Below are 20,622 nucleotides of genomic sequence, written 5' to 3' on the forward strand. Positions count from 1 at the left end.
AAACAATAATGATATGCTAAAGAAAAATACAAATAGTTATGCCTGGGTGGTTGTTGGATTGCTGTGGGTGGTGGCATTATTAAATTATATGGATCGACAAATGTTGTCGACAATGAAGTCAGCAATGCAGGTTGATATTTCCGAACTGCAGTCGGCTACCAATTTTGGCTATCTGATGGCTATTTTCCTATGGATATACGGCTTGATGAGCCCTGTTTCAGGAATTATTGCAGATAAGTTTAACAGGAAATGGTTAATTGTAGGTAGTTTATTTGTTTGGTCGGGCGTTACTTTTTTAATGGGGTATGCCGAAACTTTTAATCAAATTTATTGGCTAAGGGCGATTATGGGTGTAAGTGAGGCATTGTATATTCCAGCTGGTTTGTCTCTAATAGCCGATTTCCATTCGCCAAAAACAAGATCATTAGCCATAGGTATTCACATGACAGGGTTGTATATGGGGCAGGCCTTAGGTGGTTTTGGTGCTACTGTTGCAAGCATGTTCTCCTGGCAGTCAACGTTTCATTGGTTCGGAATTGCTGGTGTTTTCTATTCATTTATATTAGTTTTCTTTTTAAGAGAGAAAAAAGTAGGGGATGGCGAAGTGGCCTCTGATACGATAAAATTAACAATTAAGCCCTCACTTTTTAAAGGATTAGCCTTGCTGTTTACCAATATTTCCTTTTGGATTATTTTGTTTTATTTCGCGGTTCCAAGTTTACCGGGTTGGGCAGCAAAGAATTGGTTACCTACACTATTTGCACAAAACCTCAATATTCCTATGGCAACGGCAGGTCCGCTATCAACCATTACCATAGCCGCTTCTTCTTTTTTAGGGGTAATTTTTGGAGGGATTTTGTCTGATAAATGGGTGCAGAAAAATATTAAAGGGCGTATTTATACCAGTGCTATTGGTTTGGCATTAACCATTCCATCGTTATTATTACTAGGTTTTGGCCATTCCCTCTTTCATGTTGTAGGGGCAGCCGTTTGCTTTGGGATAGGTTTTGGAATTTTTGATGCCAACAATATGCCCATTTTGTGTCAGTTTGTTTCGGCCAGATATAGGGCTACAGCATACGGATTAATGAACATGACCGGTGTGTTCTTTGGCGCTTTTATAACTGATCTGTTAGGGAAGTCATCAGACGAAGGTAATCTTGGTAAGGATTTCGCCATGCTTGCCGGAATTGTAGTGATTGCATTAGCTGTTCAGCTTTATTTTTTACGGCCAAAGCATAATGATTTTGTAGATGCTTAGTTTTTTAGTTAAATAGATTTATATAAGATGAAGATACAGAGAGATATAAAGAAAGGCTTTTTAGCTATGGCCATCGCCTTAGCTATTACCTCTTGTGGTAAAAAAATATACCAGGAAACTGGTGCCAATGCTGTAAAAATAAGCGCTGTTTCAACAGTAAATCCAATATTCAAAAGGATGGAGTCGAACTCCTATCTTCGCATTGAGGTAAATATACCTGTAAGCGACAAAGAAATTACTTATAAAGCCCTTTCCGGGTCTTTAAATAAAGAATCATTAAAAGATATCGCTAAACTCGAAGTTTATCAGAGTAATGAAAAACCTGACTTTGGTAGTGCTGCATCAATTGGAAGCATTGTTCCTTCAGGTGATAAGTTTAGCGTTCCACTTGATGCAAAACTAAAGTCAGGGACTTATTATTTCTGGTTAAGTGTTAGTTTAAAAGACGATGCCAATATTGATGATCGATTGGTTGTTAGGGCAGATGCCTTTACCGATTTATCAGGTATGGTTTATAAAATTAATCAAAGTAAGACTGTAGCAAAGCCTATTGGTATTGCCTTGCGTAAACCCAAAGATGAAAATGTGCATACCTACCGCATTCCGGGAATGGTTACTACTGATAAGGGGACTTTAATTTCGGTATATGATATCCGTTATGACCATAGTGGCGATCTTCCTGCAAATATTGATGTTGGGATGAGCCGTAGCGTAGATGGAGGAAAAACATGGGATGCCATGAAAAACATTATGGATATGGGAGGCCCTAATGAAAATAGTGGTATTGGCGATCCTTCTGTACTGTTTGATCCAGCTACTAAAACTATATGGGTTGCTGCCTTATGGAGTAAGGGAAACCGCTCTATCTCCGGTTCAGGGCCTGGACTTACGCCTGATGAAACAGGGCAGTTTGTGGTGACCAGCAGTACTGATGATGGAATTAGCTGGAGCAAACCTTATAGCATAACTGCTCAGATAAAGAACCCTGAGTGGAGAATCTTTTTCCCTGGTCCCGGAAATGGTATTGCAATGGTTGATGGTAAGATTGTTTTTCCGGCGCAATACTGGGATGCTCAAAAAATGCCGCACTCAACATTGGTTTATAGTGATGATCATGGTAAATCATGGAAAAGTGGTATTGGTGCGAAATCTAATACTACCGAAAGTCAATTGGTAGAGACCACTGCTGGAACTATAATGCTTAATATGAGAGATAATAGGGGCAAATTTAGAAGTGTTGCTACAACAACTGATATGGGGAAAAGCTGGACAGCGCATTCAACTTCGTACAATACACTTGCAGATCCGGTTTGTATGGGCAGTTTTATTAAAGCAAAAGTTAAGGTGAAAGGCGTGTTGAAGGACGTATTGTTCTTTAGCAACCCAAATGTTTCAAAAGGGCCAAGAAGAGATATTACCCTAAAAGCTAGTTTAGATATGGGCGAAACATGGCAACCTGCAAATCAATTATTAATTGATGAACGTGAATCTTTTGGCTATTCTGCACTTACAAAAATTGACGACAATACGATTGGTATTTTGTACGAAGGCATCAGTAGTTTACTATTTGTTAGGGTTCCGGTAGATGATATTATTAAATAATTATGTACTCAAAAAGATTAATCTTCCTATTGGTACTGCTATTGCCGTTTGGATTGTTTTCGTACAGCCAAACAGTAAAAGTTGCGTGTATAGGAAACTCTGTAACCTTTGGCTATGGTTTAAAAGACCCTGCTACAGAATCTTACCCTTCGGTATTGCAGGGGTTGCTAGGACAGAAATATGAGGTTAAAAACTTTGGATTAAGTGGTGCTACGCTTTTAAAAAAGGGGCATAGGCCTTATTTTAAAACTAAGCAATTTGAGGATGCAATGGCTTTTAATCCAGACATTGCCATTGTACACCTTGGTTTAAATGACACTGATCCCAGGGATTGGCCGGAATTTAAAGGCGATTTTGAGGCTGACTATGCATGGTTATTGGATACGCTTAGAAAGCAGAACCCTAAGGTAAAGTTATTTGTATGTAAGCTTACGCCCATATTTAATGGTCATCCACGTTTTAAATCGGGTACAAGAGATTGGTATTGGCAAATTCAGGAACGCATTGTGGAGATTGCTAAAAATAACAATGCAGGTTTAATTAACCTGACAGCCGCTTTGTACAATCGGCCTGATTTGTTTGCTGATAACCTGCATCCTGATAAAGAAGGAGCGGCTATTATTGCAAAAACTGTTTATGGGAACTTAACAGGTAATTACGGTGGACTTAAGCTTCCAGAGATCTTTACAGATCATATGGTAATTCAAAGAAATAAACCCATAAAAATTTATGGTATAACAAATAGCAACGAGCAAGTAAAGGTTGTATTTAATCATAAAAGCCTAAATGCTATGGCTGATGGTTATGGCAAATGGAAGGTTCAGTTTCCAGAAATGCAACATGGTGGGCCATATGAGTTAACTGTACAATCGGGTAATAAAACCATTTCATTAACTGATATTCTTATTGGTGATGTTTGGTTATGTTCGGGTCAGTCAAATATGTCATTCCCCTTAAGTGCGGCTAAAACCGGAAAGTCGGAACTGGCTGGAATGAAGCTTGATAAGAATATAAGGTTGTTTAAGCTTAGCCAGTATGCAGAAACAAATGATGCAGCCTGGGATGCTCAGACTTTGCAACAGGTAAATCAGCTTAATTATTTTTCAGGAAAGTGGTCTGCAGCTACTTCAGAAACTGCAGCTGATTTTTCGGCAGTTGGCTATTACTTCGGGAAAAAAATAGTCGCTGAATCTGGAGTGCCTGTTGGCTTAATACAACTTGCAGTTGGTGGTTCAACTATAGAATCGTGGATAGACAGGTACACTATGGAACATGATGAACAGTTAGTTGATGTGCTTACTGATTGGCGCAAATCTGATTTTATACAAGAATGGGCCAGAGGTCGTGCAGATGTTAATTTAAAAGAAGCAACAAATCCTAAACAACGCCATCCTTACGAGCCAATATACAATTATGAAGCGGGTGTGGCTAAACTAACTGACTTCCCAATTAAGGGTGTAATATGGTATCAGGGCGAAAGCAATGCTCAAAATGTAGATTTGTATGAGCATACAATGCCCGTATTGGTAGATAGTTGGCGTAAAAAGTGGGGCTATAATTTTCCATTTTATTATGTGCAACTGTCAAGTATAGATCGTCAATCGTGGCCATATTTCAGAGATGCCCAGCGTAAATTACTGCAGGTTATACCTAACAGTGGTATGGCAGTGAGTTCTGATGTTGGTGATTCATTGAATGTTCATCCCAACAGAAAAATGGAGGTAGGGCAACGACTTGCACTTCTTGCGTTAAAAAATACCTATCATAAATTGGTAACTGCCAATGGTCCTGTTATTTTAAATGCTAAAAAAGAGAATAATAACATTGTGCTTTCTTTTACCAATGCTAGAAGTCTTTCTACACAAGGAGGAACTGCTTTAGTTGGCTTTCAGTTGATTAACAAGAAAGGCTATTGCTTACCGGCAGAAGCCAGTATTGTTAAAAAGCAGATAATACTAAAAATACCAAAAGGCGAAATTGTAAGAGAAGTGCAATACGCATATCAACCATTTACCCGTGCCAACCTGGTTAATGAGGCAGGTTTACCAGCTTCAACTTTTTCAATCCCATTAAATTAAAACACTACATTATGAGCTATACCACCCAGGATTTACAGAACCTTAAAACATTTTACAACAATCAATTGTTAAACGATACTGTGCCTTTTTGGTTTCCAAGATCAATAGACACAGAGTATGGGGGCTATTTATTAATGCGTGATGAGGACGGAAGTTTAATTGATGATGATAAAGCCGTTTGGATACAAGGTAGGGCAGCTTGGCTATTGTCAACTTTGTATAATACCATAGAACCAAAACAGGAATGGTTGGAGGGGGCTAAGTTAGGAATAGACTTCTTAAACAATCATTGCTTTGATGCGGATGGGCAGATGTTTTTTCATGTAACCCGTGAGGGACATCCTATTCGTAAAAGACGTTATTACTTTTCGGAAACCTTTGCCGTAATTGCCAATGCAGCTTATGCTAAAGCCAGTGGCGATGAGGAAGCTGCAGCTAAAGCAAGATATTTGTTTGGCAAATGCATAGAGTACTCAACCACTCCAGGCTTATTGCCAACAAAATATGCAGGTACCAGACCAACAAAAGGAATCGGTGTTCCGATGATTATGATGAATACTGCACAGCAATTAAGGGAAACTATTGGCGACCCGCGTTGTGATGAATGGATTGATAAATGGATTGCCGAAATAGAGCAATACTTTGTTAAAGATGACATTCAATGTGTTATGGAGCAAGTAGCACCGGATGGAAGTATTGTAGATCATATTGATGGACGAACCTTAAATCCGGGCCATGCAATTGAGGGTGCGTGGTTTATACTTCACGAGGCTAAATACAGAAATAACGATCCTCATTTAATTGCATTAGGATGCAAAATGCTTGATTATATGTGGGAACGTGGATGGGATAAAGAGCATGGTGGTATCCTGTATTTTAGAGATGTATACAATAAGCCCGTTCAGGAATATTGGCAGGATATGAAGTTTTGGTGGCCTCACAATGAGGTGATTATAGCTACCTTATTAGCTTATACAATTACAGGGGACGAGAAATATGCCAAATGGCATAAAATGGTGCATGATTATGCTTATCAGCATTTCCATGATCCAAAGAATGGGGAGTGGTTTGGTTATTTGCACCGTGATGGTAGTTTAGCGCAAACAGCTAAAGGGAATCTATTTAAAGGGCCTTTCCATTTACCTAGGCAAGAATGGTATTGTCTGTCTTTATTGACAGATCATTTGAAATAATATAATTAACTGAAAATAAGTAAATAAACTAAGCTATGTTAAAGTGTCTTCTCTTTCTTTCATTATCGTTTACCTCAAGCTTAATCTTTGCTCAGGATACACCGGTTACGGTGTTTGAATCTGGAAAAGATGGCTATAAGAATTTCAGAATCCCAGCAATGATCAATCTTCCTGATGGACAAATACTTGCTTTTTCAGAAGGAAGAGTAAACAATGCAGGAGACTTTGGTGATGTAAATGTGGTACTTAAACGTAGTAGCGATAAAGGAAAAACATGGGGGCCGCTGCAACTCGTTGCCGACTATGATAAGCTGCAAGCAGGCAACCCTGCACCGGTAGTTGATTTAACAGATCCGCTTTACCCGAAAGGCAGAATCTTCCTGTTTTATAACACAGGAAACAATCATGAAGCAGACATTAGAAAAGCCAATGGCTATAAGCAGGTTTGGTATAAAACCTCTGTAGATGGTGGTAAAACATGGTCTGAAGCAGTTGATATTACCGTTCAGGTTCATCGTTTAAAACAACCTTTAATCAATCCGTTGTGGAACTTTAGTGAGGACTGGAGGTATTATGCCAATACGCCCGGCCATGCCTTGCAATTTAGGTATGGTAAATACAAAGGCCGCATATATGTAGCTGCCAATCATACGACAGGCGATCCGAAAAACAAATTTGAAGATTATAATGCGCACGGGTTTTACTCCGACGACCATGGGAAAACCTTTAAGATTAGTGAGAATGTGAGTTTTCCTGGAAGTAATGAGTCTATGGCTGCTGAATTGGATGGGGGTAAATTGATGATGAATAGTCGCAATCAGCAAGGTGACGTTCGTGAGAGAATTGTTTCTGTAAGTTCTGATGGTGGGGTCAAATGGGATACTACATATTTTGATCACAACCTTCCTGATCCTGTTAATCAGGGTAGTATCTTATCTTTTAAAGATAAAAATGGAAAGCTGCTTCTTGCATTTTGTAATGCTGCAGACACAAAATACAGAGACAATCTGACTTTAAGGATTAGCGATAATGAAGGTAAAAGCTGGTTTAAAAACATCGTTATCAATAAAAATCCTTCTGATACAAAATCAGATTACACAGCTTACTCAGATTTAATTAAGCTTGATGATAGTAAAATAGGGGTGCTGTATGAATTTAATGATTATGGTAAAATAGTTTTTACAACTGTTAATTGGAGAAAAACGAAGTAACATGATTAAAAGATTTCTAGTGCTACTGCTTGTATTAGGCATAAATGCAGGCGCACAAACGGCTGTTAAGGAGAAACCATCATTAATTCCGTTACCTCAGAAATTGGAGTGGAAAAATGGTCAGTTCGCACTTAAAAACTATAAGGAAATTGTGGTTAAAAATGCTTCTCTTTATCAGGAAGCTGAGTTATTGCAAAAGCAGCTAAAGGAACTGGGACTAGTGGTTCCAATTAAAAAGGGGGTGGATAACAATTCTAACCAACCTAAAATTGTTCTTGAATTGGGAAAGATTGAAACGCAGGATTCAACAGCAGAAGCTTATAAACTCAATATAGATGTCAAGGCAATAACAATTAAAGGCTCCGGTAATTCGGGTGTGTTTTATGGTTTGCAAACCTTAAAGCAGCTTATTGGTGCAGCGAATAATGTACAGGCTTGTAGCATTACTGATTGGCCAGCTTTTTCGTGGAGGGGGTATATGATTGATGCTGGACGCAATTTTCAACCTATGGATTTGTTGAAACAGCAAATTGATGTGATTGCGGCATATAAACTCAATATTTTTCATTTCCATTTTACAGAAGATATTGCATGGCGACTGGAGAGTAAGCTGTATCCACAGTTAACCAATCCGGAAACAATGATTCGTAATAAAGGAAGTTTTTATACTCAGAATGACCTTAAAGAATTAATAAACTATTGTAAAGAACGCCACATTACTCTGGTTCCTGAGATAGATATGCCTGGCCATAGTGCCGCGTTTAAAAGGGCTATGAAAATGGATATGCAAAGCGATAGCGGTTTGGTTATTGTAAAGAATATCTTAAATGAATTTTGCGATACTTTTGATGTTCCTTATATCCATATCGGTGCTGACGAGGTTAAAATCACTAATAATAACTTTCTTCCGGAAGTAATTGCTTTACTGGAAAAGCGCGGTAAAAAAGTGATAGGATGGGAGCCAGGAGGGAAATTTAAAGAAAGTACCATCAGACAATTATGGATGGAAGACGCTACAAAAGTTAGTGCCAATCATAATGTGAAATACATAGACTCACGTCATTTGTACATTAATCATATGGATCCACTGGAAAGTGTGGTGTCTATATTTAAAGGGAAAATTGCCAATCTGGATAAAGGAAATGATGCCGCATTAGGTGGAACACTTTGCGTATGGCCAGATCGTAGGGTAAGCAAACCTGAGGATGTATTTATGCAAACCGCTGTATATCCGGCAGTGTTGGCTTTTGCCGAAAGAAGCTGGCGTGGTGGTGGGCAACCGGGCTGGTTAACCTATGTAGGGTTGGATGGTTCAAAAGAGGTTAGCGTTTTTAAAGAATTTGAGCATCGACTACTGAACCATAAACAGCGCTACTTTTCAAAAATGCCATTCCCATACCAGGCGCAATCACATTTGAAATGGCAGTTTTATGGCCCATTTAATAATCAAGGCGATCTTTCTAAGCAGTTCTATCCGCAAGAAGCAACAGAAATAGACACCAACAAAGCAACACTAACGGCTATTGGTGGCACTTTTATTTTAAGGCACTGGTGGGGGCCTGTAGTAACAGGATTAATAGAAAAACCCGAAGAAAACACAACCTGGTATGCAAGTACTAAAATATGGAGCGATAAAGATCAGCTACAAAATTTCTGGATAGGCTTTAATAATATTTCCAGATCGTATGGTTCAGATTCTCCGGATGAGGGGACCTGGGACAATAGAAAGAGCGAAGTATTGGTTAACGGGAAGCTCATAGCACCTCCGCACTGGAAACAGGCAGGAGCTAAGGGCAATTTAGAACTGCCACTTATTGACGAGGGATATGAATTCCGTGAACCTACCAAGGTTCAGCTAAAAAAAGGATGGAACACTATTTTAGTTAAGCTGCCTGTAGGGTCTTTTAAAGGCAAAGATTGGCAAAATCCGGAAAAGTGGATGTTCACTGTGGTACCTTGGCTTTAAATTTGATAGGCTCCAAAGTATTACGTGAAAAGTGATCCTTTATATGATTAAAAACTACAAACTCCTATTATATCTATCTCTTGTATTTTTCGCCTCTTGTTCTTCTGTTTATATGCCCAATGTGCCTAATACACCGATGCTAAGCCAAAAAGGGGAATTTAGCGGGGGTGGACATATCTCACTTCGTGGTAATATGAGCTTAAACGGGGCCTACGCTGCTTCGGATCATATTGGTGTACTGTTTAGTGGTTCGTATATGAACAATGAAAAGAACAGCAAAGATTATAGACATAAATTAGTAGAGATCGGCGGTGGATATTTTGACACTTTTGGTCCGGACAATAACAGGATCATAGAAATATATGCCGGATTTGGTGCTGGAAAAACGAACCGTGCATTCAGGACGTTTGATGATAATGACATACTAACAAATACAGATCTGGAGGAAGTTACCTACAATAAAACCTTTCTTCAGGTAAATTACAGTTCTAAGAAAAAGAACAACTTAAGGCTTTTTGGTACAGATTTTCCTATAAATTATGGAACGGCATTGCGCATCAGCAGTGTGCAAATGAAAACATTTATGCGCAATTCTATTGGGCAAACCAGAGAAGGAAATACTTTTCTGGAACCAATTTTCTTTACCAGAATGCAGTTAAGTGACGCTGTACAGCTGCAATATACATCAAGTGGTAACTTTGGCCTTAACAGCCGTAAATTTATGAGCGCCGGTAATTCAATATTTACCATTGGCGCTGTCATAAGTGTTGGTGGAAAAAAGAGCAAATAACTATTGCTCTTTTTTCTTTAGTGAAGAAAGGAACTCCAACAGGTCAGAAAATTCCTGTTTAGTCATGCTTTCATGCAATCCCTCAGGCATCATTGATCCGGGAACTTCTTTTATTGAGTTAACATTTGCCGACTTCAGCTTTTGAATGGCCCCACCAGGGTATTTCAATTGAATGTCGGATTCTGTTCTGCTTGATACAATACCTACAAGGCTCGATCCATCTTTCATATCTAACTGAGAAGTTTCATATCCAAAGCTTACTCCCGCTGATGGCCTTACTATGGCATCAAAGAGACCTTCTTTTGGTAGTTTAGCTCCAATTTCAGATAGATTAGGTCCAAAATCCATACCTTGCCCATTTGCCTTGTGGCAGATGAAACATGCTTTATTATAGACAGCTTTTCCTTTTAATGCACTTCCTTTAAAAGCAATTATCTCATTGAAATTAACCATTGTGCCCTTTTTAGCCTCATCTGCTTTAGCGTCCGGTAAGTAGGTTTTTGCTTCATCATACAGACCTTTGACACCTGATCCGCTTAATCCCTTCACTGCAAATGGAATTAGCTCAGCGGTTAGCGCTTTGGTTTTTAGCATGCCTAATACGGCTGTTTCCCCAGTGCGACTTTTGCCCATCATCTCTACTGCTTTCTGACGTATGGATTTATCATAAGAGTTGTTGGTTACCACACTTGAAAGTATGCTCATCGATTCTTTATTGCCTATAGTTCCAAGCGCTTCAAAAATTGGTGTCGTTTTATTAAGGTCTTTAGCCTTTATCGCATCTTTGATTCGCTGGCTGTCCTTAGATTCAATTAAAAGTCTCGCAGCATCAATTCCAATAGAATTATTTCCATTGGCAATAACCATATCCAATAATTTAGCACCTTCTGTTTTTATTTGATACTTTGTTATCATGCCAATATATTCAGAAGTTCCTGATTTTGAATTGAGCACTTTTTTTACTGCATTTAAAGATACCGGTGAACTTGATACTTCCTGGGCATCCATTAGACTAAGTATAATAGAAGTAGTAGTAAGGTCGGTATTGTTATTTAACATCGATAAGAGTGCTTTAGTCCTCTCAATGCCCTTAATAAAGTCAAATGCACGGAAATACCTTAGTCGTTTATCTAATGGTGTATTTTGGTCTGATGCAAGTTTTTCTAGAAGGGGTAGAGCCAATGCAGTTCTAGAGCGCCAAATAATATCTTTTCCTCCAGCGGTAGCTAATGGATCTTTAATTTCCTTTAAATAGGCTGCAAGAAAAGCGTCCCATTGTTTATCTGCTCCAATACCTAAGGCTTCCAGATACCATCTGTCAGTTCCATTGTGTTTAGCTGCTAGTTTAGCCCAAAGTTCAGCCGCCTCTGCTGTTTTATTGTGTCTAAGGGTGATTGCGCATTCTCTTAAAACGTCCATGCTTGGATCATTTACCAATTGCTTCACATAGGTGGCAGTATTTAAATTTGTTTGTCTTGCAGCCCTTAAACCTGTAATACGGATATCCGGATTTTTATCGGCAATGGCTTCATCTATGTATTTCTTTGAATCGGCTGACTTAGATAGAATCCATAAAGCTCTGGCTCTCATGCGCTGATTGCCTGTTGAATTCCATAATTTCTTTAGTGCAGGAATGGCTTTTTCATTCATACCAATCAATGCTAAATAAGCATGTCTGCGGACAGCTAGATTAGGATTTTGAAGGGCGGCTACAGCACCAGTAGGAGTATCGAAATTAAACTTAGGAACCACATATTTAGATGCCAATGCAGTAGGAGCAACTCTATAAATACGCCCACGTTCAAGATCTCCAACTCTGTGTCCACCAACTCCAGGATCATACCAGTCTGCAATAATCAATGAACCATCCGGTGCTATACAAACATCCGCAGGGCGAAACCATTGATCTCTGTCATTATTTAATATATTAACAATATCAGCAGTATATCCTGCTCCGTTTTTCTTTACCGGATATGACCTTACAACATTATGCCCTGGTTCTGAATGAATGATTTGATTGTGGAATTGTGCTGGTAATAGTGATCCTTCATAAATGAGTATTCCTGTAGGAGATCCTGAACCTGTCTGTAAAAGATTAGGTACTACACCCGGATCATTTAAGTGCCAGTGACGTAGTGGTATAGAGTCTTCCATGTTAATTCGTTCTGAAGGCCAGTAAGCTCCTGTCATTTCATCTTTAAAACCGAAATTACCATGCTCCATTACATAGTTTATCCGAACTCCTTTATTGCCATCATCATCGTTGTCGCTTTGCCATACGGTACCGTAACTATCCACTGCAACCTCAAATGGATTTCTAAAATTGTGTCCAAGAACTTCAACATTCGAACCATCAGGATCGCACCTGAAAGCCATACCTTCTTTATATTTTTTTGGCCCAATTTCATCGCCATCCTGATCCAATACTGTTTTGTTGTTTTTATCTTTAAGCGTTTCACCCATATTCCCGAAGTTGAAATATAGCTTGCCATCTGGACCAAAAGTAAAGGAGTGGATTCCATGATCGTGCTGCTCACCACCAATTCCCTGGAAAAGAATTTCCTTACGATCGGCTTTGTCATCACCGTTATCATCATAAAAAGCCCATACATAAGGACTTTGGGAAACAATAACTCTGTTGCCAAGCACACAAATACCTAGAGGGGCATTAATTTCAGCGCCTTGGTAAAATGTTTTGCTGGTTTCCAGAGTTCCATCGCCATCCTTATCTTCCAGTATTAAGATTCTGTCGCCCTCTGGTTTAGGTTTGTTGTTGTTAATTTCGAATCTGTAATTATAAGCCTCAGTAACCCAAACTCTGCCTTTTTCGTCTACATCAATATTCGTTGGGTTAATTAATGTAGGCTCAGTAGCCATGGTTTGTACATGCAAGCCTGGAAAGGTATGTAAACCGGCTAAACTATTGCCGGGGAGGTGTTTTGCAGACTCCGTTAATGGGGAATCAATTTGAACCTTTAGTCTTGAATTCTGTTCACTAGCAGGCGCGTTACACGTTTTAAATAGCAAAACAGGTTGAAACAATACAAAGATAATCTTGGTAGCGAACAGAGAAGTTCTGGTAAAGTTAATAGCCATTCTTTTTACGGTTTAAAGTAATCCTACATTCAAATGTGGTTGATTATCTGAAAAGGATCACAGCTTATTTGGTACAACTAATTTATAAAAAAGATCTAATAAAGCAATCGATTGCTTTATTTTTATTTTACTAGGACGTTTAGTTTATTAATGTGTTTTTTACAGCTTGGTTTTATACGGTTTTAAAAAAATGAAAACAAAATATTGGTCGCAATGTTCTTATTTGTGAAGTAGTTATATGGTATACTATGGATTTCAAAAACAAATTAAAATCAGATGAAAAAGTTGTTAATTGTTTGCGGATTGTTATTTAGTATAGTAACATTAGCACAAGCACAGAGTGGTCATCACAAAAAAATGGAAAGTCCTGAGGCCAGGGCGAAAATGAGTGCCGAAAAGTTGGCCAAAAAGTTAGATTTGAGCAAAGATCAGAGAACCAGGGTGGAGGATATCTACTTGGAAGAGTCGACAGCCATGGCTAACGAAAGCAAAGATGAAACTGGTGATAAAGAGGCAAAAAAGGCTGCTATGATGAAAATTCATAGCGAGTCGGATGCTAAGATTATGACAGAATTAACGGAAGCTCAAAAACAAAAGTACGAAGCCTGGAAAATGGACAAGGAAAAACATATGAAAAAAATGGAATAGGATATAGTTATTTCAACAAAAAAGCGACCATGGTCGCTTTTTTGTTGAAATATATAGTTACTAAGCTTAGGCTTAATATTTATGAAGCTTAAATAGGCTTCACAGTTACTGATTTTAACAGTGGTCTGTCTTTCACGTCTTCACGAGCAGCTTTAACCACTATATATACATCATGGAATTTGCCATCAGTAACAGGACTAATAGTTACACCTGTTGTAGGAGAGCCTTGTTTTCCAATAACTTGTCCATCTTTACTATCCAATCTAACTTCTACAGTGTAATCTGCATCTGCATTAGCTAATCCAAAGTTAAAGGCAGCTACGTTAGTTAAGTCAATACCTTTTAACTTAACCCATCCACTTTTTTCAGGGAAAATCAAAGATTGAACTCCATCAGCATCTTTGCGTCCGAAATCAGAAATATCTTTGAGATCACTTGCATCGATAACATTGCTTTTTAAGTTCACAACTTTAGTGTTCGATAATGGTCTTAATCCGGCAGCACCTAAATCAGAGTAAGTAGCTTTAAGGTTTAAAACAGATTTGTCTTTATTTGTTTCTGATGGAGGAACAATTTTACCAACTGCAGGTAAAGAAGGACCAGTAGTAGATTTAGCACTTAAAGTCATAATCCACTCCGTAATTTCTTTAACATCAGATGGCTTCATTGTAGGGTGAGCTGGCATTGGAACTTCGCCCCAAACACCTTTGCTACCATTAATCACTTTAGAAGCAAGGTAATCGGCTGCTTTTGCTTTTGTCTGATATTTAGAAGATACAAGAGTAAATGCAGGGCCAATTGACTTGGTCGAAATTTTATGGCAGGTACTGCAATCAGCTTTAAGCATTATAGCTTTACCAACAAGCGTTTGTGCAGCCTGCTGATGGCCTAATTTTGCGCCTGCCATATCCAATCCTTCAGTATAGGTATTTGATACATAGATTCTGCTTTTATTTACTGCAGCACCTTTGTCAGAAACCAACACCTGATAGTTGATCGGTTTTCCAGGGAAGTAGAAGCTTTTGTTACCCGTTAATGCAATATCAACCTTAGGTTCTTCATTTCCTGCATAAACAGTTACAGTATTGCTTTTTGAAGAAGCTTTAGCTTTATCTAATACCTGAACACTAATAGCATATTCTCCGGCAGTAATAAAGGTATGTTGCAATTCAGGAGTTGTAGTAGTCTTTTTAATACCTTTTCCTAAGTTCCAAACGTAAGTTAATGCATCTCCATCTGGATCTGAAGCATCTACCTTCGCTATAAGCTTGTATGGTAGTAAGCCACTGGTTTTTTCAATTTCCAGGTTTTTTACTATCGGAGGTCTGTTTCCTGCCATGTAATCAATTCTTACAATACCGGCATCCGGGTTTTTAGAAAACCATCCTTTACCATATTCTAGGATATATAATTTATTGTCGGGACCAAGTTCCATGTCAATCGGAGCAGCCAAAGAAATCTCTCCTAACATTGGTTCCATACTTAAGTAATCACCGTTTGGCGCCATGGTTACCGCTTTTACCCATCCACGAATCCACTCATAAATGATAAGTTTACCATCATAATAAGAAGGGTAGGGCGAAGCACCTGGTCTTGAATAGTAAACCGGACCGGCCATTGCTGTACGGCCACCTGCACCAACTTGTGGAAATTCTTTAGATTCTCCATAAGGATACCATATAAATGCAGGGTTAGCAGGAGGTAGTGTAGTTAAACCAGTGTTGTTTGGTGAGTTATTTAAACCAGCTTTAGGGTCAAATGCATCTCCGTTTTTACCATCAGTATAATCATAAGCCTTGTATGGGTAGTTGTTACCAATAAATAATGGCCAACCATAAAAGCCTGCTTTACGAGCCTGGTTCACTTCATCATATCCTCTTGGGCCTCTTAAAGCATCATCATTCGATGCATCAGGACCAACTTCACCCCAATAGAGGAAGCCCGTTTTCTGATCCACTGATATTCTGTAAGGGTTTCTATTTCCCATTACAAAGATCTCAGGTTTGGTTTTTTCCTGACCTTTAGGGAACAAGTTGCCGTCAGGAATGCTGTAGGTGCCATCCTCATTAACCTTAATTCTTAATACTTTACCTCTTAAATCATTGGTGTTACCTGCTGATCTTCTGGCATCATATTGCTGAAACCCTTCACGGTTGTCTAATGGCGCATAACCATTGTTTACATATTTAGATTTCGGTGCATCAAAAGGAGTGGAGTTATCACCTGTTGATACATATAGGTAGCCTTCTGGACCAAAAGCGATAGAACCACCAGTGTGGCAGCAAATTTCGCGTTGAGAGTAAAACTCAAGGACAACCTTTTCTGAAGCCAAACTTATTTTATCATTTACCAGTTTAAAACGTGATAATCTATTTACTGAAGGTTTTACAGGGCTATAAAATGCATATACGTACTGGTTCTTTGCAAAGTTAGGGTCAAGGGCAATACCTAATAATCCTTCTTCAGCATTTACATCAGGAGTATTTAAAGTTTTAGAATACACCTCTAGCTTACCTGCTTCTTTAAGTGTTTTAGTGCTATTCTTATATAGCATGATCTCGCCGCGACGCTGCGACACCAGAATATCATAATTAGGTAATACCGCTAATTCAGTGGGCTCTGTAAGCTGACCCTGAAGAAGGGTTACCTTAACAAACCTATTCTGATCAGGAGTATCAATTCTAAGTTTTGATTTGAACTTACTCTGCTGTAGGTCACTTAGCAGCAAAGTATCTGTTTTTTTTGTTCTGGTTAGCGGCGGTAATAAACTTAGCGCAATACCAGAAATTAACAATGCAAAAGAAGTTTTCATTAAATATTATAATTATCGTGTGTTGTTTGGAGCACTAAATATAAATGAATATTTGATAAAACTAATAAATTTTACGCAATCGATTTCCAAACTTTTTTTAAAACTCATTTTGTGATGCTTTTAGCCCACTTATTGCCCATGTTAGTGTGCTTAATACACACAATTCTTAGTGTTACAAATACACATATTGAATATGGTAAACAAAAATCCCTTACTTTTTTAGCAAATTTAGCATTCAAGTTGTTTTGAGGACATCCGATAAAAAATGACGTTTTCCGAAAAAAGTGGTATTTTCATCCACTTTCATAAAATGTTGATAAATAGTTTTAGCAAAACTTTCAGCGCTTATTTATTGATTTTAAGGGGGTATTGTTTATTGTAACAAAATCATTATTTTGCAAACCTTTTAAACCAACATGAAATTATATACATTTAATTTTTTTTAACCAAAAAACACAACATGAAGCTTAATTATTTAAGGTTTGGAACAACCGCTTTTATCTGGTTGTTAGGAACTGCACTTGTGTCTGGTCAGCAATTAGCCGATCAGTCAGAAATTGATCTGAAAGATCTTTCTTCATTTAAGACTCCGGGAAAGACCTGGACTCTTGCTGGTGGCGTTACAGCCAATTTAAACGAAGCAAACGTTTTAAACATTGCAAAAGGTACTGGAATTTTAGTTAATGTACCAACCAAAAAAGATCATGGATCAGACCTTTTAACAATTGGAGAGCATGGTGACATTATTCTTGAGTTAGATTATTTACTAGCAAAAGGATCGAACTCAGGAATTTATCTTCAAGGAGTTTATGAAATCCAGTTAGAAGATTCATGGGGTTTATTAAATCCAACATCATCTAACAATGGTGGTATTTACCAACGTTGGGATGATTCAAAACCAGAAGGACAAAAAGGATACCAAGGATATGCACCACGCCAAAATGCAAGTAAAGCACCAGGTTTATGGCAACATATTAAAATTGCATTCCAAGCTCCGCGTTTTGATGCATCAGGCAACAAAACAGCTAACGCAAGAGTTTTAGGAATAGAATTGAATGGTGTACTTATACAAGATAACGTTGAATTGTTTGGCGCAACAAGAGGTGCAAATGATAAAGAAAAAGCAATCGGTTCTTTACGCTTACAAGGCGATCACGGTGCTGTAGCTTTCAGAAACATTAAAACTTCTAAATTGCCTGCTGAAATGTTAAACGGTGGTCAAAGAAACGGTAGTGATACTGATCCTATTTATATTGATGTCACTACCACTCCAAACATCCGCAGTTTTGTTGATGTTCCGGGAGGACCTAAAGTAGTTCACGCTATTTCTGTAGGTAGCCCTGCTCAGGTTCACTTTAGCTATGACTTGGACAATGGTGCATTGTTTCAGGCTTGGCATGGTGAGTTTGTTGATGCAACTCCAATGTGGCATGATAGAGGTAATGGTACCTCAAGACCTCGTGGAAGTGTAACAGCATTCACTAAAAAACCGGTTCCTACTTTAGCTAAACTTACCGATCCTAAGGGAGCATGGTTAGTTGATACTACCGGAACAGGATTTAAAACTAAAGGTTATACATTAGATGCTCAGGAGCGTCCTACATTTAACTACAACATCTACGGCACTAAAGTTTCTGACGCAATCAAAGCTCTTGAGAACGGACGGGGATTAAGCAGAGAGATTGTTCTTGAAACTCCGGTTGATAACATTTATGCATTAATAGCTGATGCTTCAAGCGTTGAAGAAGTTTCTAAAGGACTTTACCTTGTAGACGGACAATCTTTTTATTTAAAATTTGACGATACCAAAGACAAACCTGTTATCAGGGATGTAGACGGCAGAAAACAACTTGTTGTTCCTGTACGTGGCAAGTTAAATTATTCTATTTTATTTTAAAAAGGGGTTAGATAATGAAATACACTTTTAAGACGCTGGCAATGCTGGCTTTAAGCTTTAGTTTTACAACGGTGTTTGCTCAGGAAACACCAAAAGAAGAAGATTTCTTCAAAATAAATAAGGTAAGGGTACCTGAAGGACCTATTTTAGAGGTTGGTGGATTGGTTACTTTACCAAACGGAGATCTTGGTATCTCAACCAGAAGAGGAGAGGTTTATATTGTAGAAAACCCTACAAGCAAAAACCCTTACTTCCGTAAATTTGCATCAGGCTTACACGAAATATTAGGTCTTGCTTACAAAGATGGTGCATTTTATTGTGCACAAAGAGGTGAGTTAACCAAATTGATCGATAAGAATCAAGATGGTAAAGCCGATGTTTATGAAACTGTTTATGCATGGCCATTGAGCGGTCACTATCATGAGTACAGCTTCGGACCAAAGATTGCTAAAGACGGTTCATTCTTTGTAACCGGTAACGTAGCTTTTGGTGATGAAATGTGGTACCGTGGTGAAAGTCGTGTACCAATGCGCGGCTGGACTATGAACATTACTGAAGATGGAAAAATGCAACCATACGCAACAGGTATGCGTTCTCCTGCAGGTCCGAATGTAATTGACGGACAACTTTACTATACAGATAACCAAGGCGATTGGTTCGGTTCTGGTGCAATCTGGAAAGTAGATAAAGGAGATTTCTTAGGTCACCCTGCGGGATTAAGATGGACTGGAAGAGCTGATTCTCCAGTTAAACTTACTGAAGAATATTTCAGATCTAAAATCGACGAGAGAAGAGATAAAGATGCTCAAGGAAGAGCTATCAAACCTGAAAACAGAGTGAACGAAAACTTCAAGATGTTATGGGAAATGAAAAAAGACTTCCCTGAATTAAGATTACCATCTGTATGGTTACCTTATGGTATCTTGGGTATCTCTACTTCAGAACCTGTTAAAATTCCTCAAGGAGCTTTTGGTCCTTTCGAAGGTCAGATTTTAGTAGGTGATCAAGGTATGAGTATCATTTCAAGGGTATTCTTTGAAACTGTAAATGGAGTTGAACAAGGTGCTTCATTCATGTTCAGAAGCGGTTTCCGTTCTGGAGTATTAAGAATGGCTTGGGGTACTGACAATTCATTATTTGTTGGAGAAACTAACCGTGGTTGGGGATCAGCAGGTGATGCAAACGAAGGTCTTGAGCGTTTAGTTTACAACAACAAAATGCCTTTCGAAATGAAAGCTGTTAGAGCAATGCCTGATGGTTTTGAAATCGAATTCACTAAACCTGTTGATGTAAAATCTGCTGAAGATTTAGCTTCTTACGATGTAGAAAGCTACTTGTATAAATATCACCCGGTTTATGGTTCACCTCCAATTAACAAAGAAAAGTTAAAAATTAAAGGTGTTAAGGTATCTGCTGACGGTTTAAAAGCAAGACTTATCGTTGATAATCTTCGTCAGTATTATATCCATACCATCACTGTTGAAGGTGTTCGTTCACAAGAGAATTCTTATCATTTAGTTCACCCGATTGCTTACTATACTTTAAACAGTATTCCAAACGGAGAGAAATTATCGATGAGTGGTGTAAGTACCAGAAACTCTTCAAATGATCCGGTAGCTAATGCTGTTCCTGGAAAAGCAACTGGTAAAAAAGCAGCTGTAGGTGCTAAAGCAACTGCTACTGAGAAAGCTGTAGAAGGTGGTGCAAAAACTACTGCAGCCCCAACTTACGTTCAGGTTAAAGGTTTATTAACTAGCTACACTTGTACCGCTTGTCATAACCCAACAAAAAAACAAATCGGACCTGCATTTGTTGACGTTGCAAAACGTAAATATACTGCAGAAAAGATCCTTTCTTTAATTCACAATCCACAGCCTCAAAACTGGCCAGGTTACGCGACAGAAATGCCGCCAATGCCTCAGGTAACTAAAGAAGACGGTATCAAAATAGCTAACTGGATCAACTCTTTGAAATAATAAGAGCGCTAACAACTATTGTCCAATAAATTAAATCGGCATTTCCCTTGAATATCTGTGGGGAATGCCGATTTAATTTATATTTTAGTACC

Annotated in this window: 12 protein-coding genes; 10 read left to right on the top strand and 2 right to left on the bottom strand. The window is 38.4% G+C overall.

Going from position 1 to position 20,622, the window contains the following annotated elements; all coding sequences use genetic code 11:
* Positions 1-13 precede the first annotated feature (13 nt).
* The 7 genes from HQN83_RS14975 to HQN83_RS15005 are packed head-to-tail and all read left to right on the top strand — an operon-like array spanning position 14 to position 10,101.
* Entirely contained in the window at positions 14-1,261 is a 1,248-nt protein-coding gene (locus HQN83_RS14975; protein WP_173091135.1) for an MFS transporter, read from the top strand.
* A gap of 27 nt (positions 1,262-1,288) precedes the next feature.
* Positions 1,289-2,863, top strand: a complete 1,575-nt coding sequence (locus tag HQN83_RS14980; protein ID WP_246254514.1) for a sialidase family protein — start codon at positions 1,289-1,291, stop codon at positions 2,861-2,863.
* 2 nt (positions 2,864-2,865) lie between these two features.
* Positions 2,866-4,941, top strand: a complete 2,076-nt coding sequence (locus tag HQN83_RS14985; RefSeq protein ID WP_173091136.1) for a GDSL-type esterase/lipase family protein — start codon at positions 2,866-2,868, stop codon at positions 4,939-4,941.
* An 11-nt stretch (positions 4,942-4,952) separates the two neighbouring features.
* Complete coding sequence (locus HQN83_RS14990; protein ID WP_173091137.1) at positions 4,953-6,134, top strand: AGE family epimerase/isomerase; 1,182 nt, start codon at positions 4,953-4,955, stop codon at positions 6,132-6,134.
* Between the two features lie 35 nt (positions 6,135-6,169).
* Complete coding sequence (locus tag HQN83_RS14995) at positions 6,170-7,345, top strand: sialidase family protein (RefSeq protein WP_173091138.1); 1,176 nt, start codon at positions 6,170-6,172, stop codon at positions 7,343-7,345.
* A 1-nt stretch (position 7,346) separates the two neighbouring features.
* Complete coding sequence (locus HQN83_RS15000; RefSeq protein WP_173091139.1) at positions 7,347-9,311, top strand: beta-N-acetylhexosaminidase; 1,965 nt, start codon at positions 7,347-7,349, stop codon at positions 9,309-9,311.
* A gap of 43 nt (positions 9,312-9,354) precedes the next feature.
* On the top strand, positions 9,355-10,101 hold the full coding sequence (locus HQN83_RS15005) for a hypothetical protein (RefSeq protein ID WP_173091140.1): 747 nt from the start codon (positions 9,355-9,357) through the stop codon (positions 10,099-10,101).
* Here HQN83_RS15005 and HQN83_RS15010 read toward each other — a convergent pair whose 3' ends face one another.
* Entirely contained in the window at positions 10,102-13,197 is a 3,096-nt protein-coding gene (locus HQN83_RS15010) for a PVC-type heme-binding CxxCH protein (protein WP_173091141.1), read from the bottom strand.
* 276 nt (positions 13,198-13,473) lie between these two features.
* On the opposite strand from HQN83_RS15010, the gene HQN83_RS15015 reads away from it, so the two are divergent.
* Complete coding sequence (locus HQN83_RS15015) at positions 13,474-13,845, top strand: hypothetical protein (RefSeq protein ID WP_173091142.1); 372 nt, start codon at positions 13,474-13,476, stop codon at positions 13,843-13,845.
* A gap of 88 nt (positions 13,846-13,933) precedes the next feature.
* Here HQN83_RS15015 and HQN83_RS15020 read toward each other — a convergent pair whose 3' ends face one another.
* Positions 13,934-16,657, bottom strand: coding sequence for a PQQ-dependent sugar dehydrogenase (locus HQN83_RS15020; protein ID WP_173091143.1), 2,724 nt, complete (start codon positions 16,655-16,657; stop codon positions 13,934-13,936).
* 460 nt (positions 16,658-17,117) lie between these two features.
* Here HQN83_RS15020 and HQN83_RS15025 point away from each other — a divergent pair, with 460 nt between their 5' ends.
* The gene (locus tag HQN83_RS15025; protein ID WP_173091144.1) at positions 17,118-18,554 is read left to right on the top strand and encodes a 3-keto-disaccharide hydrolase; all 1,437 of its coding nucleotides are present in this window, start codon (positions 17,118-17,120) and stop codon (positions 18,552-18,554) included.
* A gap of 14 nt (positions 18,555-18,568) precedes the next feature.
* Positions 18,569-20,530: a hypothetical protein gene (locus HQN83_RS15030; RefSeq protein WP_173091145.1), complete on the top strand. Its 1,962-nt coding sequence runs from the start codon at positions 18,569-18,571 to the stop codon at positions 20,528-20,530.
* Positions 20,531-20,622: the final 92 nt, after the last annotated feature.

Origin of the sequence: Pedobacter foliorum (assembly GCF_013266735.1) — a bacterium.
In the GTDB taxonomy this organism is placed as follows: domain Bacteria; phylum Bacteroidota; class Bacteroidia; order Sphingobacteriales; family Sphingobacteriaceae; genus Pedobacter; species Pedobacter foliorum.